The following is a 21,497-nucleotide window of genomic DNA, read 5'->3' on the forward strand; positions in this document are numbered from 1 at the left end:
AACCCGCCCGCTCAGATCGTCGTGAACTCGACCACGCGCGTGCGACTGCGCATGCGTCGCAGCGTGAAGGCGCGGTTCTCGCGAACCCAGCGGCCGTCGCCCGAGGCGGGGCCGAGCGCCTCGACCAGATACTCCACCACCGAGGCGAAGCGTGCGTCGTCGTCAGCGGGCAGAGAACCCGGAGCGCGCACACCCGGCGCCAGGAAGAACGATGCGCGGGGCCCCGTCGTCGCGTGGAGGTAGACGGTGACTGCAGACGGAGAGAACGGCGAGGGGGAGTCTGCCGTGCGTTCCAGTGCCGGGCGGTCGTCGATGTAGCGGTGGCGGGCGGCCCAGGCGGCGGCATCCGCTCCCTGCAGCCAGTCGGCGGCGGCGTCGCGCAGTTCGGCCGCCGAATACTCCGGATGCAGGTGCACGCCCACCCCGCGGCCGCTCACCGTGAGCGAGGCGGTGAGCTGCCCGATGTTCCAGTGCCGGTCGGTGCCGGAGTGCTTTCCGACTCGCTTCGTGATGGCAGATCGGAGCTGCCTCTCGAACCCGTCATCCGGGGCCGGGTCGAAGCGGAAACGGAAGTGCGCGTGGCCCTGTGTCGCCGAGGCGCGCTCGTCGTCGTCGACCGTCAGCTGGGCGGAATGCAGGGCGTCGAGAACGGCCTCAGGCTCGCGGGAATCGCGCTTCCACAGGTCTTCGATCAGGGCCGGGATCGCGGCCAGCAGCTGGTCGGGGGAGTAGCGCTTCGCGTCGGATCGGACGCGTGCCGCCGGGTTCTGGTCGAGGCGGGGCGAGTCGCCTGTCGCCCCCGAAGCGCGCCCCGAAGCGGCACCGGATGCGGCATCCGACGTCGTCTCGAACGTCACCTTCAGGTACGGGCGCCGACTCGTCGCCCCGGTCGACCGCAGCGTGAAGGAGCGGCCCTCGCGCTCCCACGAACCCGGGGTCGCGGAAGCGCCGAGGGCCTCCGACAGGTAGTCGATGAGCGCGGCGAAGCCCTTCTCGCTGTCGGCGCTGAGCGCGTCGGGCGCCCGCACGGTCGCGGGAACGAGCAGCGAAGCGCGCGGCCCGTGCTCGTCGTGCAGATGCACCTCAGCCGATCGAGGCGAGAACTCGGCGCGCGAAGCATCCGCCGCCCGTTCGTTCGCCGGGCTGTCGTCGACGAAGCGGTGGCGCACCGCCCACTCGGCCGCATCCATGCCGGCGATCCAGTCGACCGCCGCCGCGCGCAGCTCGGTCGTCGCGTACTCGGCGGACAACCGCATATCGACGGTCTTGCCCGACGAGATCACTCCGGCCCGGAAGCGCCCGATGTTCCAGGCCCGGTCGTCTCCCGTCGCCTTGCCCAGCCGTTTCGTGATCGCCGCGCGGAGTCGACGCTCGAACGTCTTGTCGCCGGGCTCCGCCAGGCGGAACCGGAACACCGTGGCCTTTCGCTCTGCCGCCGTTCGGAGCGAGTCGTCGACGGTGAAGCCTGTGGCGCGAAGAGCGGCGACGATCTCGTCGGCCTCGCGCGAGTCTCGCCGCCACAGTTCGACGAGCAGGTCGGGCACCGCCGTCATCAGGAACTGCTCGGAGTACAGGGGGGCTTCGTCGACCGCTCGCGTCTCGCTCATACCCACAACACGATAGGTGAAGGCGCCGCCGGGTCGCCAGCGCTCCGCGACCCTCGCGGAGCTACCCCACGTCCCACAGCGTGTACCCGGTGACACCCGCGGGAATGAAGTCGAGTGGCTCCATCAGCTCGTCCTCCATGCCCACGATGCGTCCGGTGTCGCGCGAGACGAGCACCGTGATGCGATAGAGCGGGTTGAACGGCTCGGAGACGCGCAGCCCGACCACGTCTCTTCCGAGGCGATCCGTCGTCTGGCCGAGCACCGTCACGCCACCGGCGTCGACGAGCATGTCGAGCAGGGTCGCGTGCTGCTCATCGGTCAGCGTCCACAGGCTCAGCAGCGAGCCGATGGCCGTCGCGAGTTCCCCCGACGTCGGATTCGGATCGTCTTCGACGTACGGCGCGAGCGCGGCGGCCAGATCGTCCCGACTCGAACCGCTGAGCGCGGCGGTGGCGGGTGGAATGTTGAACTGCTCCGGCGTCATCACGACCCGGTCGATCAGGTCGCCGGGCTCGTAGGGGCTCTCGCCGAGGCCTTCGGGGCGCTCGTCGTCGGTCCAGAACGACTGTCCGGCGACGATGGTCGTGACGCTGCCGCCCTCGGCCGTCCAGTCGCTCGTGATCTCCTGAGGGATGACCTCGATGTGCTCCTCGGACATGTCGATGCTCCACCCCCACGTCACGTACTCCACGTGGTTCGCCTGCGCCGGGCCGTTGCCCTCCGCCAGGGCGGTCTGCGCATCGCGGATGACCGTCGGAAGCGGTTCGGGACTCGTGTAGCTCAGTGGCGGAGGGGTCAACGCGACCGCGCGCTGATCGGGAGCGAGCACGTTCACGGCGATGAGCGCGACGATCGCGCCGCATGCGATGGCCGTCGTCAGGCCGGCGGCCCAGATGCCCCGGCGTCGCGGTGCGCGCCGCGGTGCAAGGTCGCCACGGATGATGCGTTCCCGCAGCGCGATGTCCTGAGCGCTCGGCACGGCGAACTCCTGCGGCGGAGCAGGGTTCGCGGCGATGAGCAGCCGGTCGAGCTGGTCGTCGGTCAGTGTCATGCTTCTCCCTCCCTCGCATCGAGTTGCGTGCGGAGCTTGGTGCGCGCCCGCGTCAGCGTGGTCCATACCGCGGCGGGACTGCACCGCAGCACCTCCGACACCTCTCCGGCGCTGAGTCCGTCCCAGTAGGTGAGCACGATCACCTGCCGCTCGCGCGCGCTGAGGGCGGTGAGCGCCTCGCGCAGGGCGAGCGTCTCGAGCGGATGCAGCGACTCCGAGTCGTCTCGCAGCCCCCGGGTGAGTGCGTCGATGGCCCGCTTGCGGGAACGATCGCGTCGCGCTGCGTCGCGCAGCTTGTTGTCGGCTGTGCGGAGCAGCCAGGTGATGCCCATCGGATGCTCGGGCTTGAGCTTCTTCCACGCGACGACGAAGACGTCGGCGACGATCTCGTCGACTTCGTCGCGGTCGTCGAGGAAGCAGGAGAGATGGCGGCGCACGCGAGGGAGGTGCTCGTCGAACAGGATGCGGAACACCACCGCCTTGTTGCGCACCGGCGGCTGTGCCGAGGAGCGCCCGCCCCACGGGGAGGACCTCTCGGGCGAACCCTGTCGGGCGGCATCGGCGAACACTGTGCGCAGGCTGGAGCGCAGGCCGAATCGCAGCCGCATCGCCACCCCGCTCCGTGTCTTCGTCACCCTCACGCTACCCAACGGCGGCACTCGTGCGCCCCTCGCGGGGGCGCACGAGCCGGCCCCCCGGCTTTCAGTATGGAACGCCGCTCGTGGGGCGGGGCATCCGCTCTTTGCCGCTGAAAGCGATTCCTTACAGAATTCGATCGCGATCGTCTGCGCGGCCATGCCGTCATCTACGCGCGGGGCTCGATCGCCGTCAGAGCGACGTTTCCGATGGTCGCGATGACCACCAGGAGCAGCCCGAGGAAGAAGAGCACCCCGTGGATGCCGGGCGGGGGCTCGCCGGTGGCTGCCTGCTGCTCGACCATGCGCAGGCTCATCGACGCGGCTGCCGCCACGGTTGCGAGTCCTGCCACCAACGCCGTCAACCACATGAATCGCCGCACTGTTAGACCCCCTCGGGAGCGAGACTAATTCGCTGTCGTCGACGGCATTCACGCTCTCTTTGCGGCTGCGGCCGATTCCTTACCCTTCATTTCTCGGGCCGGTGGCTGGCCTACGGTTGTGCGTATGAGAACTCTCCGGCAGGGGTGCACCGGGTGACGGAGGTGACGACGGCATACACGCGCCGGGCGCAGGAGTACGCCGACCTGCTCGGAAGCATGGATGCCGTGCACCCGTCGGACCGCGCCCTCATCGAGACCTGGGCAGACGGCATCGACGGCCGAGCGCTCGATGCGGGGTGCGGCCCCGGCCACTGGACCGCGCACCTGGCATCGCGCGGCATCGAGATTCGCGGCATCGACCTGGTGCCCTCGTTCATCTCGCATGCGCGGGTGACGCATCCGGGTGTGCGCTTCGACGTCGGCAGCATCGAGCAGATCGACGAACCCGACGCATCGCTCGGCGGCATCCTCTCGTGGTACTCGACGATCCACCACGAGCCCGCGCGCATCTCGCTGCCCCTCGACGAGTTCGCGCGGGTGCTGAGAGCCGGCGGAACCCTGGTGCTTGGCTACTTCGATGCCCCGTCGACCGAATCGTTCGACCACGCCGTGATCGGCGCGTATCGCTGGTCGGCCCAGGAGCTGACGGATGCCGTGACCGAGGCGGGCTTCGACGTCGTCGAGGCCCATCGTCGGTCGGGACCGGGCCACCGCCCCCACGGTGCGCTCGTGTGCGAGCGGCGCGCGAGCTGACCCCGGAACGAACGGCTATGAACCGGCGCCGAGCCGCTCTTCCCAGTCCTCCGGAACTCGGTCGGCCGGGCCGGGGGTGGGCTGCGAGAGCGGGTGGCTCGTGGGCGGGGCGAGTACCGGGCCGTCGATGATGCTCTCGGTCTCGAAGTCCCAGAACCAGTCCTCGCCCGGCTCGTAGCTCTGCATCATGCGGTGCCCGGTCTCGTGGGCGTGCTTCGTGCCGTGCTTGTGCAGCGAGTCGTCGCAGCATCCGACGTGTCCGCAGGCCGCGCAGCGCCGCAGATGCAGCCACCACGATCCGATGGCGTCGCAGTCGACGCATCCTGCACCCGAGGGGGGAACCTCCAGATGGATGAACGTGCTCACGTCGCTGCCGGATGCTGAATCGGTCATCTCTCACCTTTCGCTCGCCTTTGCTCATTCTGCACTCCGGCGGCCGGATCTGGTAGACTGACGCGTCTTTTTTCCCGGTCAGGGGAAATATTTGACTTCCCCTGGATACCCGCTATGGTCGGTGGTTACGCCAGCCAGAAGAAGGGGAAGCGACCATGTCTGGAAAGACCAAGAAGGCTCCGCAGCTGTCTCTCAAGGAGAAGCGAGCAGCCAAGCGCGAGAAGAACGCACCGGATGCGTTCCTCAAGCCTCGCAAGGGTGCCAAGGGCTGAGCCCGCCGCGCGGGTCGTCACGACTTTGGCGACCCGCGCCCGCCCCCTCAACAGCACAACACCCATCGACGCGTTCGACGCGGAACGCCGATACGACCTCACTCCGAAGGAGCCCCCGTGGACACAACAGCGGTATGGATGCCGTCCGCAACGCTGTCCGCCCTGCAGGCAGAGGTCTTCGACCTGGAGTCGAGGACCGAAGCCCTGAGCCTCGGGCAGATCGCCCGCCTGGCCGAGCTGAGAGCCCTCGTGCGCAACGCCGACACAGGCGCCAAGCCCGACGACGGCCTGGTCGAGCCGGGCATGCTCGTCACGGTCCGTTTCGGCAGCGGTGGCGACACCGAGACGTTCCTGCTCGGGGACCGCGGGGTGCTCGCCGATGCCCGTGCGCTCTCGCCGGCGTCGCCATTGGGCAGCGCGGTCGACGGCCGGCGCGTGGGTGACCGGGTGAACTACGCGGCGCCGAACGGCCCCATCGAGGTCACCGTGGTCGCCGCGGAACCAGCCTCCGCCGGCTGACGCCGAGGCGCACTAACCCAACGCCGACAGGTGCGCGCGTTACGGGAGACTGTCCAGCACTCCTCCGAACAATGAGCTTCCTTCGGTGGAACTCGGTGGCAACGGGAATGGTTGATCGGGCATCTCGTCGAGCTGTCCGATTCGCAGAAGCTGCAGATGGATGCCCTGCTCGGAGGCGACACCGGAATCAACGAGCGCGTTGGTAACCCGGAGGTACTTCTCTGCTGTCTCCAGGTCGCCGAACTCGCCGCGCTCGACCCACTTCTGCGCGTGCTCCAGAACTCGATGGAGCGTGGCCGGGCCGTTGCCGGCGGTGATGCGAGACAGCCCCGACAGATACTCGTTTCGGATGACGGTGGGGATGATGATGCGATGGTGCCCGGCCGTGACGAGTTCCGCGTTCATCGCAACCCGGGCGCTGCGTCCGTTGCCGTCAGCGAAGGGGTGAACTTCGCTGACGAGGAACATCATGTAGAGAGCGCGCTGGAACGGATCGGTGAGAGAGCGTCCCTCCTCCCACCCTGCGCGCAACGTTCCGGGCACCTTCTCGGGGTCGACGAACACTGTGGACCCGGCCCGGTTGGCCTCCACCTTCCACTCGCCCGGAAGCTTGTCCGTGCGCGCGGCCATCATCACGCGATGCCGGTCGCGGAGGGTGTCGAGGAACTCGTCGGCGTCGGCGAAACGTCTGCTCATCTCCACCGTGTCGGCGACGACCTCCCAAGTGGCGCGCATGTCGTGAGCGTCCTGGGGCTTGCCGACATCGGCGTTGTCGAAGATCACTCGACGGGCCTCATCGACGTTCAGGGTGGAACCTTCGATGTAATTGGAGAAGTACGCCTCATAGAACGGGACGTAGGCGGCCCTGTCGACATCCGTGATCAGACGCATCACCGGCGGCGAATCCTGAAGATCGGCGGCGAGCTGGCGGAACAGCGCGACCCGCGCGTGATCGTACGGCTCATTCCGCTGTGCTGCACTCAGCGCGTGCGAGCTGGTGGGCAGGGAGCGGAGGCCTTGCGCTGCTTCGATGATCGTGACGATTCGCTCGGCGGCGACCTTGTTCGCGTTCGCCTGCACGTCGCCGATCATGTGGCGAACCTGGCTGGCGGTGGATGTCGTCACGATGTGGGTGATTCGATCGTGCAGTTCTTCAGTATTGAATCGTCGGGGTACCGCCGATGGCCTGCCGCGAAGCTCGGCATTGTCGATGAGGGCTCGGGTGCGGTTGACGCCGAACAGGGCACCGTCGGCGACCCGGAACGTGTCGGGACCACCGGCACCATTGTCTGCCTTGCCGTCGGGATACACGGTCAGCCCGGGGAGGGTGAGGGGGGTGGACCGCTTGTGCGAGACGAACAGCTCGCCGTTGACCGGGGCGAGCGCGAAGGCGGAGCGGTCAGTGATGACGGCATTCGGAAGGAGGTGCGCGACGATGGTCTGCCAGTGCTGTTGGACGACGGCCTCAGGGGGTTCGTCGACTTGATCGGTCCAGACTCCTCGGTACAACGCGCGGATCACGCCGTCCTGCAATCGCCGGTTGCGCCCGGTGATCGACGGGAAGTCCTTTGCGAACAGAACAGTCATCGATCCTCCGGATAGTTATTGGGGAAAACATGCCGCGCGATGCACGAATTGGATACTTATTTATGTAATAGTAGGGTATTTCGGAAACTTTCATGGGTAATACTTCGGCAACCGGATACTTATCGCACTAATCACGACCTCCTCCGGAAGGCGGATGCCCGGCACCGCAAGACGGTACTTCAGGCGGATGCGCCGCCCCCGCGCTCGCTCGTAGCGTGGAGGCATGATCACAGCAGAAGGCCTCACGAAGAGGTTCGGAGACAAGACGGCCGTCGACGACGTGTCGTTCACGATCAAACCAGGAACCGTCACCGGCTTCCTCGGGCCGAACGGCGCGGGCAAGTCCACCACGATGCGCATGATCGTGGGCCTCGACCGGCCCACATCGGGTCGCGCCACCGTGGCGGGCAACGAGTACCGCAAGCTGCGGGCTCCGCTCACCGAGGTGGGCGTGCTGCTCGACGCGAAGGCGGTGCATACCGGCCGCACGGCACGGAACCACCTGCGCGCGATGGCGGCGACCCACGGCATCCCCGCATCCCGTGTCGATGAGGTCATCGACCTCGCCGGCATCGGATCGGTGGCCCGCAAGCGCGCCGGCAAGTTCTCGCTCGGCATGGGGCAGCGGCTCGGCATCGCCTCGGCGCTGCTCGGCGACCCGCACACGCTCATCCTCGACGAGCCGGTCAACGGCCTCGACCCCGAAGGAGTGCGCTGGGTGCGCCAGTTCGTGCGCCACGCGGCATCCGAAGGGCGCACCGTGCTGCTCTCGAGCCACCTGATGAGCGAGATGGCGCAGACCGCCGACCACGTCATCGTCATGGGGCGCGGCAAGGTTCTGGCGGATGCTCCGCTCGAAGAGCTCGTGCGCGCCTGGACCACCAACCGGGTGCGCGTGCGCACTCCGCGGGGCGCAGCGCTCGCCGAGCTGGTCTCCGGACCCGATGTCGAGATCGTCAGCACCGCACCCGACCTGTTCGACATCACGGGCCTGCCCGCCGCACGCATCGGCGACCTCGCCGCCGAACGCGGCATCCCGCTGCACGAACTCACCCCGACCACCGGGTCGCTCGAAGACGCCTACCTCGCCCTCACCGGCGAGTCGGTCGAGTACCGGACGAAGGAGATCTCATGACCGCCCCGGCGATCACCCAGCCCCGCGCGGTCACTCCGCACCGCGTCGACACCCGTTACCGCTTGAGCTTCGTGCGTGCGCTGCGCGGTGAGTGGATCAAACTCGCCACCCTGCGCGCCACCTGGTGGTCGATCGCGGTGACCGCCGTGATGACGATCGGCATCGCCGTGCTCATCGCGTCGGCGGTCGACATGCCCGGCTTCGAGCCGATCCAGGCGGTCGTCTCGCCCATTCAGTTCACGATGCTGCTCGCCGGCATCCTCGGCGCGATCTCGGTCACCGGCGAGTACTCGACGGGCATGATCCGTTCGACGCTCACCGCCAACCCGGGTCGCGGGTCGGTGCTCGCAGCGAAGTCGGTCGTGCTCGCCGTCTTCCTGTTCGTGTCGTCGCTGATCATCTTCGGCGTCGCCGCGCTGGCGGTGTCGCTGGTCGTGTCGACCCGTGACCAGAGCATCGACTGGTCCGACCCTTCGGCGTCGTTCCTGCCGATCGTGGTCGCCTCGCTCTCGATGGCCGTGTTCGCCCTCATCGGCGTCGCGTTCGGCTTCATCCTGCGCTCGGGCGCCGGCGCCATCGCCGCAACGGTGGGTCTGCTGTTCGTGCTGCCGATCGTGGCGAGCATGTTCGCGATCGCCGGCGACTCCTGGCGGTGGGTCATGGACGCCGCGAGCTACCTGCCGATGGCGGCCGCGCAGAGCGCGATCCTCCCCGGATCGGGCGGACTCGACGAGCCGGTCGCCTACCTGACGCTCGCATGCTGGGTCGCGGCGACCCTGCTCTCGGCCTGGGCCGTGCTGCGCACCCGCGACGCGTAGAGTCGCGAGGGTGAGCAAGACGCGCAGCCGCAGCGCCTCTGTCCGTGAGGACGAGGAGTTGCGGCTGCCGCGTCCGCCCGGGGTTTTCCGGCGGTTCTGGGCGCGGCATCCGGTGTTCGCCGATGTGCTGATCGCGCTCCTCTGCCTCTTCCTGTCGCTCACCCCGGCGAATCGGGTCGACGCGTCGCTGCCCGACCCCGTCGGACAGGTGCTGTCGGTGCTCGTGCCGGTGACCGTGGTCGCGGCCTGCGCGACGCTGCTGTGGCGTCGCCGCATTCCGCTGCTGCCGTTCATCACCTCATTCGTGGTGGAGGCGCTCTTCCTCTTCGGCACTCTGCCGGGGGGCACGCCGCTCGCCCTCTTCACCTGTTACGCGCTCGCCGTCTACGGGTCGTCGCGTGCCGCCTGGACCGGATTCGGCATCGGCGCCGGATCGTTGATGGTCGTGGCCGCGAGCCTCAGCCTGAGCGGCGCGATCACCTTCCAGGTGGCGATCAACCCGGTGCTCAACGTCGTGGTGCTCGGTCTGATCGGCACCCTGATCGGCGTGAACGTCGGGGGCCGCAAGCGCTACCTGGACGCCGTCATCGACCGGTCGCGCCAGCTTCTCGTCGAGCGCGACCAGCAGGCGCAGCTCGCCGCCGCCGCCGAACGCGCGCGCATCGCGCGTGAGATGCACGACATCGTCTCGCACTCCCTCACCGTGGTCGTGGCTCTGTCGGAAGGGGCAGCGGCGACGCCCGACCGCGAGCAGGCCCGCGCGGCTTCGTCGGCTGCGGCCGCGACGGCACGCAGTGCTCTCACCGAGATGCGGTCGATGCTCGGTGTGCTCCGCGACGACGAGAATCCGCTGCCGTTGGCGCCGCTGACCGCACCCTCGCCGCACGACACCGTGGCCCACGCGCAGCGCGCCGGATTCCCCGTCACCCTCGTGACGGTCGGCACGGCCGTGACCCTTCCCGCCGCCGTCGACCATGCCGTGTCGCGCATCGTGCAAGAGGGCGTCACCAACGCGATGCGGCATGCGCCGACAGCGACCGAGATCGCCGTGCGCGTCGCGCACACACCCGAAGAGGTGCGCATCGAGATCGTCAACGACCGGGCCGGCGGAGCCGTCGGCACTGCCGGGTTCGGGCTTCGAGGGTTGAGGGAACGTGCCGCGCACGTGCACGGCACCATCGATTACGGCCCCGCCGACGGTGGCGGATGGATGCTGCGCGCGGCGCTGCCCGTCGCCCCCGACTCTTCCGAGGAGAAGACATGACCGAACAGATCAGAGTGCTCCTCGTCGACGACCAGGAGCTCATCCGCCTCGGCTTCCGCATGGTGCTCGAGGCCGAAGGAGACATCGTCGTCGTCGGCGAGGCCGGAGACGGCCGCGAGGCGATCGCCCAGTCGGCGGCGCTGCAGCCCGACCTCGTGCTCATGGACATCCGCATGCCCGGGCTCGACGGCATCGCCGCGACCGAGGCGATCGTGCGCGAGCATCCGCAGACCCGCGTGCTCGTGTTAACGACGTTCGACCTCGATGAGTACGCGTTCGGGGCGATCCGCGTGGGTGCGAGCGGGTTCCTGCTCAAAGATGCCCAGCGCCACGAGCTGCTCTCCGCCCTGCGGGCCGTGCATCGCGGCGACGCGGCGCTCTCGCCACGGATCACCCGGATGCTGCTCGAACACGTCTCGCCGCAACTCGGTGCCGCGCCCGCCGGGGTGGGGGCGGAGCATCCGCTCGTCGCGACCCTCACCGAACGCGAGCACGACGTGTTCCTCGCCATCGCCCGCGGTCTCAGCAACGCCGAGATCGGCGACGAGCTCTACGTGAGCGAATCGACCGTCAAGACCCACGTCGGCCGCGTGCTCGCCAAGCTCGGCGCGCGCGACCGCGTGCACGCCGTGATCCTCGCGCATCGGCTCGGGCTCGCCGGGGCCGAGTGAACGGCCCGAACGGGCTCGAGCGGCGGTCAGTCGTCGAGCTGCGCCCTGACCCGCTGAGCGATGACGGATGCTCGGGACCGGGCATCCGCCAGTCGTTCTGCCTCGCGCTCGAGGGCGTCGCACGCAGTCGCGTCGGCCCCGTGCTTGCGTGCGAGGCGGAGGTCGGTGCGCAGATTGATCGTCGCGCCCGAGATGCCGAGGGCGAGCGATTCGGCGGCGATCGCTAGGTCGGCCGCGACGGCGGGGTTCGCGATCTCGGCCAGGAGCTCGAGGTCGGGCAGGAACCGCGCTCCTGCAGCGCCGAGGCCGACGGACGATTCGGATGCCGAGACCGCCGCATCGGCGACGCGGCGATCGCGCTCCGGATCGTCGCTCGGCAGAGCGAGCGCGGCGCCGAACGCGGCCGAACGGGCGCCGTCGGCTTCGGCCGCACGCAGCGCCTCGTGGCGCGCCCCCGAGAGTCGTTGCGACGACGCGGCGGCTCGCGCATCGTCGGTGTACTCGGCCACCATGTGCAGCAGTCCGGCCGACACGGCGAGGATCACCCCGCTGGCGGCGCCTCCGCCGGGTGCCCCGTTGGGCTGCGCGAGCGCGGTGAGCCAGGCATCCAGCGGGGTGGCCGTCGAAACGGGAGGGGTTTCGGTCATGCGCGTCACCCTACCGGCGTGAAAGAAAGTTCGATGCGGCATGGACAATCCACCCCGCCACCGACATGTACGTGATGTAGGTGTTGATGACGGAGGGATACGACATGGATGAGTTCGACGAAGATCGCCTGCGTGCGAGCGCCCCGTGGGCGGGTGCTCCGCTCGGGCTCGCGGAGCACCGTCAGCGGATCATGTCGGAGGTGCGCGGCAGGCGCCGCACGGTGAGCCGCATCTGGACCGGGGCGGCGATCGCGACGGCGGCCCTCGTGGGAGCGGGGAGCGTCGCTGTCGCCGGCAACGGCACGGAGACGCCCTGGGGGTGGAGCGCGGATGCCGTCTATTCGATTCCGGGACCGAACGGGCAGACGTGCTTCGCCGGGATTCGGGTGATGCCCGACGGGGTCGCCGCGGACTCCGAGGCGATGCTGCAGGCACGCGAGATCGTCGCCGCGATCGACCTCGACAGCCTCGACACATCGGCGTACGAGCAGGAGATGGCCGCAGAGATCGGCACGCCGTTCGACGACGGGGCCGAAGGTACGGTCTTCTATACGCCGCAGGAGATCAAGCAGAGCGCGGTGCACTCGATGGTCGCCGAGATCCTGTTCGACGAATTGGCGCGCCGCGGCCTGTCGAGCCCCACGGAGAACGGACCCGTGTCGCTCTCGTCCGACGCGATGGGATGCCAGTGATGCGGCGCGCTCGCGAGCGGGAGAGCGTCTTCGACGAGATGATCCGCCGGAACGAAGCCGACCTCCTCGCGTACTTCCAGCGCCGGACGCTCGATGGGGCGGATGCGGCGGACGCGTTCGGCGAGCTTCTTCTCGTCGCGTGGAAGCGGAGCGCGAAGATCCCCACCGATCCGGAGGCCGCTCGCATGTGGATGTTCGTGGCCGCCCGCAATGTGCTGCAGAACAGCCGGCGGTCGGCGCAGCGCAGCCGTCGAGCGGTGCAACGGCTCGCCGAGGCCATGATGACGACGACTCCGGCAGGGGACGCCGACGACGATGCGCTCACGGTGCGCGCTGCGATCGATGCGCTTCCTGCCGAGGACGCGGAACTCGTGCGGTTGATCTACTGGGACGGGTTCGCCTCGCACGAGGCCGCGGCCATCCTCGGCGTGAACGCCTCGACGGCGCGCTCGCGGCTGGCCAAAGCCAAGGAGCGTCTCCGCGTGGCGCTGAGCCCGGAGCTGACCACGCAGGACTGAGGGCGTGCGCCGCCCCCGCGGCGCACACGGTCTCTAGGCTGGTGGTGAGATCCCGACGAAAGGACCCCCTCATGGCAACGACAGCGCTGAGCAGCGCGGACTTCGCGCAGACCGTCGAGAAGGACGGCATCGTGCTCGTCGACTTCTGGGCCGAGTGGTGCGGTCCGTGCCGCATGTTCGGGCCGATCTTCGAGCAGGCCTCGGAGAACCACTCCGACATCACCTTCGCGAAGGTCGACACCGAGGCGAACCAAGACCTAGCCGGTGCCGCCGGGATCGTCTCGATTCCGACCCTGATGGCGTTCCGCGACAACATCCTCGTCTTCTCGCAGGCCGGCGCGCTGCCCGCGCCCGCACTCGAAGACCTGATCGGCCAGGTGCGCGCCCTCGACATGGATGCCGTGCGCGCGTCGATCGCCGAGGAGACCGCGGAGTAGCCACGCGGTGACCGCGATGGCGGTCACCGCGGGATGACGCGCTCCGAGACGACGACCTCGGCCGACATCGGCAGCTCGCCGACGATGCGGGGTGCGCCGTCGACCCAGTCGACGGCGATGCCCGCGGCCTCGAGAGCCTCGACGTTGAGAGTGATGTCGAGCAGGGGCAGGTCGAGGTCGGCGTACCGGCTCGCGACCACGTCGTTCACGCGGTCGGCCGTCGTCGCGTGGATGAATCCTGATTCTTCGAAGTGCGTGCCACGGGTCGAGACGACGTACTCGCCGAACCCTCGGCTCATCTCCCAGTCGTCCTGGATGGCGATGTGGTGGATCTCTGCGGTCACGGCTTCTCCTTAATGAAACGGATTCGTAGCATTCTCGACTAGGCTACAACCATGACAGGAAAACGCGGGCGTCCCTCCGCCGCCGAGCGGCTCGAGCGGCATGAGCGCGTCATCGATGTCGTCATCGCTCTGCTCACCACCCAGGGCTACGACGCCGTCACGTTCGATCGGGTCTCGGTCGACGCCCATGTCGCCAAGCGCACGCTCTACGCCGACTTCGACGACCGCACGGGACTCGTGCGCGCGGCCGTGCGCCGCCAGCACGCCTACCTCGACGGCACCTGGCAATCCGCAGACGACCTGCGTGCAGCATCCGTCGCCGTCGTCACGCACCTGCTCAGCGACGAGGCCATCGCCGTGCACCGCGCGATCGTGGCGGATGCCGGCGCGAACGCCGCGCTCGCCGCCGAGTTCTACGACGAAGGTCCCGGTCGCGCGCAGCGCTTCCTCGCGCAGTTCCTGCCGGCGGATGCCGCAGCCCCCGCCGAGCTCGTCTTCACCGCGCTCCTCGGCGAGCCGCACCGGCGCCGACTGCTCGGACTCGCTCCGGCTCTCACTTCCGCCGAGATCGACGCCCACGTCAACCGCACGCTGCGCGCGTTGGGCGTCGCGGGCGCGGGCTGACTCAGGCGGACGCTGATCCGCTCACGCGCTGATCGGTGGTGATGATCGTCGCGAAGCCGCGGGCGGAGAGGATGCTCTCGGTGCGGCGCATGATGTCGACCCCCGATACGGCGGCCAGGTCTCCCGTCGCGGCGATGTCGGAGGTGGTCGTGGCGTCGGTCACGTAGTCGACGTTGAAGCCGAGGTCGCCGGCGACGCGCGCGGTCGTCTCGCAGCACTGCTCGGTGCGGATGCCGCAGACGACGACACGACGGATGCCCGACCGGTGCAGCTGCTCTTCCAGGTCGGTCGACGTGAACGCGTTGACCGTGGTCTTGGTGCGTGCGAGCTCGTCATCGCGGGGTTCGAGCTCGGCGAAGACGCGCACGAACCCCTGGTCGGGGTCGAAGACGCCGCCCGAGCCCGGGTCGGCGTGGGTGATCCAGATGACCTGGTCGCCGACCTCGCGAGCGTGCTCGACGAGGCGGGCGACGTTGTCGATCACCTGCGGGTTGGCGGTCGCCGCCCATTCGTCCGCTCGCTGTCGGAACGACTCCTGGGCGTCGATGACGAGGAGTGCGGTGTCGGAGTTCTGAGCCATGGGGTCATCTTCGCGCGCCGGGATCGCCTCTCGCGAGTCCGCGAGCGGTCAACCCTCGAAGGATCTCGGACAGAACCATTGACAAGCCAGGATGGGGGAGGGCATAGTCAGTCATTACATAACGTCATATAACGAGTTATGACGTCTGAATCGGAAAGGTCCATCTTGACTGCCACCGCATCGTTCATCGACTCCACCACCATCGAGAGTCAGCTCGCAGCCGCACGTGCTGCCATCGCCACCCGCGAAACCGTGTCCCGCGTGGTTCTCACCGCCTGCGGCGGCTCGTACGCGAACATGCTGCCGAACGAGTACATCCTCGGTACCCTCGCGAAGAACCTCGAAGCCACCGTGCTCAACGCGGCCGAGTTCACCTCGCGCAACTCGTCGCGCGTCGACGCCGACGCCGTCGTCATCCTCTGCTCGCACTCGGGCACGACGCCCGAGACGGTTGCCGCAGCGAAGCATGCACGCGAACGTGGAGCGCTGACCGTCGCCTTCACCTTCGACCCCACCTCGCCCCTCGCGGCGGAGTCGGAGTACGTCATCGCCTACCAGCACGGCGAGGGCAAGAGCGAGTCGTACGTGGGCGGAGCGCTCATCCTCCGCCTCGTCGCCGCCGTGCTCGAAGAACGCGACGGCGTGCAGATCGCGGATGCCGTCGACGCCGCGGTCGCGCAGCTGCCGACGCTCGTCCCGGCCGCGCGCGAATCGTACGCAGCATCCGCCGACGAGTGGGGCTTCGCCTCGCGTCGCGAACCGCTGATCTACACGATGGCCGGCGGATCGAACTACGGAACGGCCTACTCGTTCGCGATCTGCCTGCTGCAGGAGATGCAGTGGGTGCACTCCGCCGCGATCCACGCCGGCGAGTACTTCCACGGCCCGTTCGAGGTCACCGACGTCGACGTGCCGTTCATCGCCCTGCTCGGCCTCGACGAGACCCGCCCGGTCGAGCAGCGCGCCGTGAACTTCCTCACGCAGCACTCCGACAAGGCGCTCGTCATCGACGCCGAGGACTTCGGTCTCGACGTCGTCGCCCCCGAGGTGCGCGGAGCCTTCGCCCACCTCCTCTTCAACATCGTGCTGCGCGTCTATGCCGACGCGCTCGCCGACCACCGTGGACACCCGCTCTCCGTGCGCCGCTACATGTGGCGCATGGAGTACTGAGAACTCAAGGAGCATCCGAATGCGCACAACTGCACGCATCGCCACCGCCGCCATCGCCGTCGGCGCACTGATCGTCCCGCTCGCCGCCTGCGGCAGCTCGGAGTCCGAGTCCGCTGACGGCCAGGTGACGATCGACTTCTTCCACCGCTGGCCGAACGAGCCGAAGAACGCCTACTTCGCCGACCTCGTCTCGCGGTTCGAAGAAGAGAACCCCGACATCAAGGTCAACGTCGAGAGCGTCCTCAACGACGCGTACAAAGACAAGGTGAAGGTGGTGGCGGGCTCCGCCAACGCCCCCGACGTGATGTTCTCGTGGAGCGGCTCGTTCCTCGACGAGCTCGCGAAGGGCGACGCGCTCATGGACCTCGGCCCGTGGCTGGCCGAGAACCCCGAGCTCACGGAGAGCTTCTACGAAAGCCAGCTCGAACCGTTCGCGGTCGACGGCGTGCAGTACGGTCTGCCGATCGGCATGCACTCCAAGCTGTTCTTCTACAACGTCGACGTGTTCGACGAGCTCGGCCTCGAGGTTCCGACCACGTGGGACGAGTTCATCGACGTGCTCGACGAGCTGCAGGGCGAGGGGCTCACGCCGATCGAGTACGGTGCGCAGGACCAGTGGACGATCGCTCACTACGTCGGAACGCTGAACCAGCGGATGCTCGACCCCGAGGTCTTCCTCGCGGATCAGGATCCGGCGAAGGGCGAGTTCACCGACCCCGGCTACGTGGAGGCGCTCGAGCGTTTCCAGGAGCTGTCGGCCTACATGAACGACGACATGGCGGCGGTCACGCACGAGATCGCGCGCAACGCCTGGATCGCGGGCGAAGCGCCGATCATGTACATGCAGAGCTCGGAGGTCGGCTACTTCGGCGACGCGCAGTTCGAGTACGCGACGTTCAACATGCCGAGCGTCGACGGCGGCAAGGGAGACCCCGGTCAGCTGACGGGCGCTCCGGAGGGCTTCGTCATCTCGAAGACCACGGAGCACCCCGAAGAGGCGCAGCGCTTCGTGGAGTTCATGCTCAACGAGACGAACGGTGTGAAGTACTCCGAAGAGACCGGAGAGCTCAGCGCGGTGCAGGGTGCTGTCGACAAGGCGGATGTTCCGGAGATCTCGAAGGAGCTCGCGCAGGGCATCGTCGACGCTTCGGCGATGACGACCTGGCTCGACAACGCCTACGACCCGCAGATCGTGCAGGCGTATCTCACCGAGACGCAGCTGATGCTCGGTGGTCAGCAGACTCCGGAGGGTGTCATGAAGGCGGTTCAGGATGCCGCAGCGCGAGTGCGCGACGCGTCCTGAGTGATCCACGGGGGTGCCGGAGCAGCCGGCCGGCACCCCCTCTACCCCTCTATCCAGGGAGATACCCCGGCATGAAACCTCTGACACGCACCTTCGGCAATGCGCTCTACGTGCTTCCCGCACTCGCACTGCTCGGGCTCTTCGTGTACTACCCGCTGATCGCGAACATCGTCTACGGCTTCTTCTCGTTCAGTGCGGGTGCGGGCGGGATGAAGCCCGTCGGCGCCGACAACTTCCTGCGCCTGCTCGATGACCCGATCATCAAGACGGCGCTGACGAACAACCTGATCTACGCGACCGTCTCGATCATCTGCCAGGTGGGTGGGGCGCTGGTCGTCGCCGCCTGGCTCACCCGCCTGCTCGGACCCCGCATGGGCGGAATCCTCCGGTCGGTGTACTTCCTTCCCGCGGTGATCTCGATGACGGTCATCGCCCTGCTCTTCACCTTCGTGTACAACTCGCGCGGGGGTCTTCTGAACGAACTGCTCGCCCTCATCGGTCTCGAGCACCTGCAGACGGCCTGGCTGGCCGACGTCGACACGGCCCTGGGCTCGGTCATCGCGGTGTCGCAGTGGCAGAGCATCGGCTATGTCTGCATGCTCTACGTGGTGGCGCTGCAGCAGATTCCCGAGGAGTACTACGAGGCGGCATCCCTCGACGGCGCCGGACGCATCCGCCAGTTCTTCAGCATCACCGTGCCGCAAGCGAAGGAGATGATCTTCGTCGCGATGATCCTGACGGTCTCGGGCGCGTTCACCGTCTTCAACGAGCCGTACATCCTCACCAAGGGCGGTCCGGGCAACACGACCCAGGTGCTCGCCACCTACATGTACAACCAGGGCTTCTTCCAGAATCAGATGGGGTACGCCTCCGCCATCGCGAGCCTGATCTTCCTCATCACGCTGGTGCTGTCGCTGGTTCAGATGCTCTCGTTCCGAAGCGGAAAGGACTGACCGTGAGTGCACATCTGCGCCCGCTGGAGCGGGTCCGACAGGTCCCCGTCTACGCGCTGCTGCTCATCTACGCCGTCGTCATTGCGTACCCGCTGCTGTGGATGGTCATCTCGTCGTTCAAGTCGTCGTCCGAGATCTTCGCCGACCCGTGGGGTCTGCCCTCGATCTGGCTCGTGCAGAACTACGCGCAGGCCTGGGACAAGGGAATCTCGGAGTACTTCCTCAACTCGGTGATCGTCACGATCGCCTCGACGGCGGCGACCGTGCTCATCGCCGCGCTGTGCGCCTACGGCATGGTGCGCATGTCGAGTCGGGTCGCCGATGTCGTGCTCATCGTCGCGATGGGCGGGCTGGTGGTCGCCCCGCAGGTGAGCCTGATCCCGCTCTACCGGTTGCTCGACGGCATGGGGCTGCTCAACACGTCGTGGGCGATGATCCTCCCCTACGTCGCGTTCCGCCTGCCGATGGCGATCCTGCTCATCCGCTCGGTGTTCCTCGGCATCCCGAAGGAGCTGGTCGACGCGGCCACGATCGACGGATGCCGGTCGACGGGCGTACTCCGTCACGTGTACCTGCCGTTGAGCAAGTCGGTGCTGACGACATCGGCCGTGCTGACCGGGTACTTCGCCTGGAACGAGTTCCTGTTCGCGATCGTGTTCATCGACCAGGACTCGCTGCGCACGATCCCCGCGGGCCTGATGTCGTTCCGCGACGCCCTCTCGACAGAATGGGGGGTGCTGCTCGCCGGACTGACGATTGCCGCATTGCCGATCGTGGTGGTCTTCATCGCGCTCCAGAAGTACTTCGTCGCGGGTGTCGCGGCGGGGAGTGTGAAGGGATGACGATGTACTCAGCCGACGACCTGCGAGACATCCTGAGCTCGGTGCCCGCCCCGTCGCTCGTGGGAGTGGGAGACAACGTCCTCGACTGCTACGTGCACGAAGACCTCGCCTACCCCGGCGGCAACGCGCTGAACGTGGCGGTCTACAGCCGCCTCTTCTTCGGCGGCGGTGCCGGCTTCGTCGGGATCATGGGCGACGACCGCTTCGCCGTGCACCTTCAGGAGGTGCTCGACGACATCGGCGTCGACCGGTCGCGCGTGCGCGTGGCGCGGGGCGCGAACGGCATGGCCTTCGTCGAACTCGACGACGACGGCGATCGCGTCTTCGTCGGCTCGAACCGGGGTGGGGTGCAGGCCGAACTGCGACTGCGCATGTCCGAAGCCGACACCGCCTACCTCGCCGAGTACGCCCGTGTGCACACCTCGGTCTACTCCTCGATCGAGGCCGAGCTGCCGGCGATCGCCGAGCGCGGCACGGCGGTGTCGTTCGACTACTCGAACGATGCGGCGAGCGACATCGTGCGCGCGACGGCACGCCACGTCGACGTCGGGTTCTTCTCGGGCGGCGCGCTCTCCGACGCGGAGGTCGACGCGCTCGCCGCCTTCGCCCTCGACAGCGGCATGGCCTCGGTCGTGATCACCCTCGGCTCACGCGGTGCGCGGGCGTTCGAGGCAGGGGCCGCGCACGCCGTGGGAGTCATGCCGGTCGATGCCGTCGACGCGCTCGGTGCGGGAGACGCCTTCATCACCGGGTTCCTCGCGGCGAGAGCATCCGATGCCGATATCCAGCGGAGCCTGGAGATCGCGTCGACCACCGGGGCGCTGGCCTGCACACTGCGGGGTGCGTTCGGTTACCCTGTCAGGGGTGGTGACGACGCACGGGCGCAACTCCTGCGCCGCTACCGCAAGGCGTGACGGCGATCGTCGCAGCAGGGGGAGATCAGGTGAAGGACGCGAACTCCGCACCGCTGCATGAGCAGATCCGTACGCTCCTCATGCACGAGATCGAAGACGGCACGTATGCCGCCAGCGGCAAGCTGCCCCCCGAACCCGAGCTGTGCGCCCGCTTCGGCGTGAGCCGCATCACCGTTCGTCGTGCGGTCGCCGACCTCGAGGAGATCGGCCTCGTTCGCCGGCAGCAGGGTCGTGGCACCTTCGTCGCTCCGGCCCGAGACGTGCTCGGCACGATGTCTGTCGGCGGATTCGCCGACAAGGTCGTGGGCGAGGGCGCGAAGTCGCGCACCATCATGAAGGCCGAAGTGCTCGATGCCGACGAGCGGCGCGCAGAGCGCCTGGGCGTGCCGGTCGGATCACCGACCTTCCGCCTCGTGCGGGTGTTCGCGCTCGACGGCATCCCGCTGTCGATCGACGTGAGCCGGTACTCCCTGCTGCGCTTCCCGGGGTTCGACGAGAAGATCGTCGACGACGTCTCGACCTATCAGGTGCTGCGCGACGACTACGGCGTGGAGTTCTCCGAGATGCACCGCGAGTTCGGCGTCGGGTTCACGAACGCCCAGACGGCTGAGTGGCTGCAGCGCCCTGAGCGCGACCCTCTCATCGTCATCCGCAAACGGGCCATCGACCAGCACGGCGAGCTGGTGCATACGTCTCGCGTGCGGGTGGTGCCGAGCCGCATGCGGCTGAAGGTCGTCTCGCGCACCGCCGAGTGATCAGGCCGGGGTCTCGGCAATCCGTCTCCCGTTCGTCACCGCGGGGCCGATCGTAGCGAAATGTCGGTAAAGCGGCCGAATAAGAGTCATTTGGCACCGCTCGTCGCGCACCGCCCGCGACAGAATGGACGCATGTACGACAGGACGATCACCGCCACAGCCGACGATCAGCGGGCGGTGCGCCGCGGCATCCGTCGATACACGGCCTCTCCCTGGTTCATCGCCGTGATGCTCGTGGCGGGAATCGGCGCCCTCACGCTCTCGGCGACCTCGGTCGTCACGGGGAACGACGCCGTGCTCGTGTTCGTCGCCGGCGCGATCATGCTGCTCTCGCTCGCCGCGCTGATCTGGGTGGCGCCGCGCCGCCTGGCCAAGACCCTCGTCATCGGGTCGGACGTGTTCGCGCGCATCGACACAGACGGATTCGAGCAGGGCGGGCCGACCGGATCGACACGGATGCCATGGACGTCTCTGCGCTCGATCGAACGCGTCGGCGACAGTGTGGTCGTGCGCCTCACCCCCTCCAAGACGCGACTCGTCTTTCCCGGACGCTTGTTCAGTGACGAGGCCATCGCCGAGGCGCAGCGGCTGATCGCCGCCGCCCACCCGGGGGCACGCCCGCGACGCTGA

At 68.1% G+C, this 21,497-nt stretch carries 26 protein-coding genes; 17 read left to right on the plus strand and 9 right to left on the minus strand.

Annotated features, from left to right (window positions below):
• Positions 1 to 11: 11 nt before the first annotated feature.
• From ACIOSY_RS02365 to ACIOSY_RS02380, 4 genes are all read right to left on the minus strand, one after another.
• Positions 12 to 1,607: a hypothetical protein gene (locus ACIOSY_RS02365; RefSeq protein WP_400848389.1), complete on the minus strand. Its 1,596-nt coding sequence runs from the start codon at positions 1,605 to 1,607 to the stop codon at positions 12 to 14.
• A 61-nt stretch (positions 1,608 to 1,668) separates the two neighbouring features.
• Positions 1,669 to 2,658 (minus strand): hypothetical protein, encoded by a 990-nt coding sequence (locus ACIOSY_RS02370; RefSeq protein ID WP_400848392.1) that lies wholly within the window; start codon positions 2,656 to 2,658, stop codon positions 1,669 to 1,671.
• Positions 2,655 to 3,293, minus strand: coding sequence for an RNA polymerase sigma factor (locus ACIOSY_RS02375; protein WP_400848395.1), 639 nt, complete (start codon positions 3,291 to 3,293; stop codon positions 2,655 to 2,657). The genes ACIOSY_RS02370 and ACIOSY_RS02375 overlap by 4 nt, the downstream gene beginning before the upstream one ends.
• Positions 3,294 to 3,463: 170 nt before the next feature.
• Positions 3,464 to 3,646, minus strand: a complete 183-nt coding sequence (locus ACIOSY_RS02380; protein ID WP_400848398.1) for a hypothetical protein — start codon at positions 3,644 to 3,646, stop codon at positions 3,464 to 3,466.
• A 183-nt stretch (positions 3,647 to 3,829) separates the two neighbouring features.
• On the opposite strand from ACIOSY_RS02380, the gene ACIOSY_RS02385 reads away from it, so the two are divergent.
• On the plus strand, positions 3,830 to 4,429 hold the full coding sequence (locus tag ACIOSY_RS02385; RefSeq protein ID WP_400848401.1) for a class I SAM-dependent methyltransferase: 600 nt from the start codon (positions 3,830 to 3,832) through the stop codon (positions 4,427 to 4,429).
• Between the two features lie 15 nt (positions 4,430 to 4,444).
• Here the strand turns inward: ACIOSY_RS02385 and ACIOSY_RS02390 are convergent, their stop codons facing one another.
• The gene (locus tag ACIOSY_RS02390; protein ID WP_400848403.1) at positions 4,445 to 4,822 is read right to left on the minus strand and encodes a UBP-type zinc finger domain-containing protein; all 378 of its coding nucleotides are present in this window, start codon (positions 4,820 to 4,822) and stop codon (positions 4,445 to 4,447) included.
• Between the two features lie 389 nt (positions 4,823 to 5,211).
• On the opposite strand from ACIOSY_RS02390, the gene ACIOSY_RS02395 reads away from it, so the two are divergent.
• Positions 5,212 to 5,613 (plus strand): GreA/GreB family elongation factor, encoded by a 402-nt coding sequence (locus ACIOSY_RS02395; RefSeq protein WP_400848407.1) that lies wholly within the window; start codon positions 5,212 to 5,214, stop codon positions 5,611 to 5,613.
• A 39-nt stretch (positions 5,614 to 5,652) separates the two neighbouring features.
• Here ACIOSY_RS02395 and ACIOSY_RS02400 read toward each other — a convergent pair whose 3' ends face one another.
• Positions 5,653 to 7,200 (minus strand): Fic family protein, encoded by a 1,548-nt coding sequence (locus tag ACIOSY_RS02400; RefSeq protein ID WP_400848410.1) that lies wholly within the window; start codon positions 7,198 to 7,200, stop codon positions 5,653 to 5,655.
• Between the two features lie 223 nt (positions 7,201 to 7,423).
• Between ACIOSY_RS02400 and ACIOSY_RS02405 the strand changes: the two genes are divergently transcribed.
• The 4 genes from ACIOSY_RS02405 to ACIOSY_RS02420 are packed head-to-tail and all read left to right on the plus strand — an operon-like array spanning position 7,424 to position 11,088.
• Positions 7,424 to 8,335, plus strand: a complete 912-nt coding sequence (locus tag ACIOSY_RS02405; protein ID WP_400848413.1) for an ABC transporter ATP-binding protein — start codon at positions 7,424 to 7,426, stop codon at positions 8,333 to 8,335.
• Entirely contained in the window at positions 8,332 to 9,153 is an 822-nt protein-coding gene (locus ACIOSY_RS02410; protein WP_400848416.1) for an ABC transporter permease subunit, read from the plus strand. Before ACIOSY_RS02405 ends, ACIOSY_RS02410 begins: the two co-directional genes overlap by 4 nt.
• 10 nt (positions 9,154 to 9,163) lie before the next feature.
• Positions 9,164 to 10,417: a sensor histidine kinase gene (locus ACIOSY_RS02415; RefSeq protein WP_400848419.1), complete on the plus strand. Its 1,254-nt coding sequence runs from the start codon at positions 9,164 to 9,166 to the stop codon at positions 10,415 to 10,417.
• Positions 10,414 to 11,088, plus strand: a complete 675-nt coding sequence (locus tag ACIOSY_RS02420) for a response regulator (RefSeq protein ID WP_400848422.1) — start codon at positions 10,414 to 10,416, stop codon at positions 11,086 to 11,088. The genes ACIOSY_RS02415 and ACIOSY_RS02420 overlap by 4 nt, the downstream gene beginning before the upstream one ends.
• A gap of 26 nt (positions 11,089 to 11,114) precedes the next feature.
• On the opposite strand, the gene ACIOSY_RS02425 is transcribed toward ACIOSY_RS02420, so the two are convergent.
• Complete coding sequence (locus ACIOSY_RS02425) at positions 11,115 to 11,735, minus strand: cyclodeaminase/cyclohydrolase family protein (protein ID WP_400848425.1); 621 nt, start codon at positions 11,733 to 11,735, stop codon at positions 11,115 to 11,117.
• A 104-nt stretch (positions 11,736 to 11,839) separates the two neighbouring features.
• Between ACIOSY_RS02425 and ACIOSY_RS02430 the strand changes: the two genes are divergently transcribed.
• From ACIOSY_RS02430 to trxA, 3 genes are all read left to right on the plus strand, one after another.
• Positions 11,840 to 12,427 (plus strand): hypothetical protein, encoded by a 588-nt coding sequence (locus ACIOSY_RS02430; protein ID WP_400848428.1) that lies wholly within the window; start codon positions 11,840 to 11,842, stop codon positions 12,425 to 12,427.
• Complete coding sequence (locus tag ACIOSY_RS02435) at positions 12,427 to 12,945, plus strand: RNA polymerase sigma factor (protein WP_400848431.1); 519 nt, start codon at positions 12,427 to 12,429, stop codon at positions 12,943 to 12,945. The genes ACIOSY_RS02430 and ACIOSY_RS02435 overlap by 1 nt, the downstream gene beginning before the upstream one ends.
• Positions 12,946 to 13,016: 71 nt before the next feature.
• Positions 13,017 to 13,382, plus strand: coding sequence for a thioredoxin (trxA, locus tag ACIOSY_RS02440; protein ID WP_400848434.1), 366 nt, complete (start codon positions 13,017 to 13,019; stop codon positions 13,380 to 13,382).
• A 23-nt stretch (positions 13,383 to 13,405) separates the two neighbouring features.
• Here the strand turns inward: trxA and ACIOSY_RS02445 are convergent, their stop codons facing one another.
• Entirely contained in the window at positions 13,406 to 13,726 is a 321-nt protein-coding gene (locus ACIOSY_RS02445; RefSeq protein ID WP_400848437.1) for a DUF952 domain-containing protein, read from the minus strand.
• 51 nt (positions 13,727 to 13,777) lie between these two features.
• Here ACIOSY_RS02445 and ACIOSY_RS02450 point away from each other — a divergent pair, with 51 nt between their 5' ends.
• Positions 13,778 to 14,350, plus strand: a complete 573-nt coding sequence (locus ACIOSY_RS02450; RefSeq protein ID WP_400848440.1) for a TetR/AcrR family transcriptional regulator — start codon at positions 13,778 to 13,780, stop codon at positions 14,348 to 14,350.
• A 1-nt stretch (position 14,351) separates the two neighbouring features.
• Here the strand turns inward: ACIOSY_RS02450 and ACIOSY_RS02455 are convergent, their stop codons facing one another.
• Positions 14,352 to 14,930 carry an isochorismatase family protein gene (locus tag ACIOSY_RS02455; protein WP_400848443.1) on the minus strand — a complete coding sequence of 193 codons (579 nt, stop codon included), beginning with the start codon at positions 14,928 to 14,930 and terminating at the stop codon, positions 14,352 to 14,354.
• A gap of 165 nt (positions 14,931 to 15,095) precedes the next feature.
• Here ACIOSY_RS02455 and ACIOSY_RS02460 point away from each other — a divergent pair, with 165 nt between their 5' ends.
• From ACIOSY_RS02460 to ACIOSY_RS02490, 7 genes are all read left to right on the plus strand, one after another.
• Positions 15,096 to 16,100: an SIS domain-containing protein gene (locus tag ACIOSY_RS02460; protein ID WP_400848446.1), complete on the plus strand. Its 1,005-nt coding sequence runs from the start codon at positions 15,096 to 15,098 to the stop codon at positions 16,098 to 16,100.
• A gap of 19 nt (positions 16,101 to 16,119) precedes the next feature.
• Complete coding sequence (locus ACIOSY_RS02465; RefSeq protein ID WP_400848449.1) at positions 16,120 to 17,403, plus strand: ABC transporter substrate-binding protein; 1,284 nt, start codon at positions 16,120 to 16,122, stop codon at positions 17,401 to 17,403.
• 71 nt (positions 17,404 to 17,474) lie between these two features.
• Entirely contained in the window at positions 17,475 to 18,356 is an 882-nt protein-coding gene (locus tag ACIOSY_RS02470) for a carbohydrate ABC transporter permease (protein ID WP_400848452.1), read from the plus strand.
• Between the two features lie 2 nt (positions 18,357 to 18,358).
• Positions 18,359 to 19,198, plus strand: coding sequence for a carbohydrate ABC transporter permease (locus tag ACIOSY_RS02475; protein ID WP_400848455.1), 840 nt, complete (start codon positions 18,359 to 18,361; stop codon positions 19,196 to 19,198).
• Positions 19,195 to 20,112 (plus strand): PfkB family carbohydrate kinase, encoded by a 918-nt coding sequence (locus ACIOSY_RS02480; RefSeq protein WP_400848458.1) that lies wholly within the window; start codon positions 19,195 to 19,197, stop codon positions 20,110 to 20,112. Before ACIOSY_RS02475 ends, ACIOSY_RS02480 begins: the two co-directional genes overlap by 4 nt.
• Positions 20,113 to 20,141: 29 nt before the next feature.
• Positions 20,142 to 20,867 (plus strand): GntR family transcriptional regulator, encoded by a 726-nt coding sequence (locus ACIOSY_RS02485; protein WP_400848461.1) that lies wholly within the window; start codon positions 20,142 to 20,144, stop codon positions 20,865 to 20,867.
• A gap of 132 nt (positions 20,868 to 20,999) precedes the next feature.
• Entirely contained in the window at positions 21,000 to 21,497 is a 498-nt protein-coding gene (locus ACIOSY_RS02490) for a hypothetical protein (protein WP_400848464.1), read from the plus strand.

Origin of the sequence: Microbacterium sp. NPDC087665, assembly GCF_044743285.1 — a bacterium.
Lineage (GTDB): Bacteria > Actinomycetota > Actinomycetes > Actinomycetales > Microbacteriaceae > Microbacterium.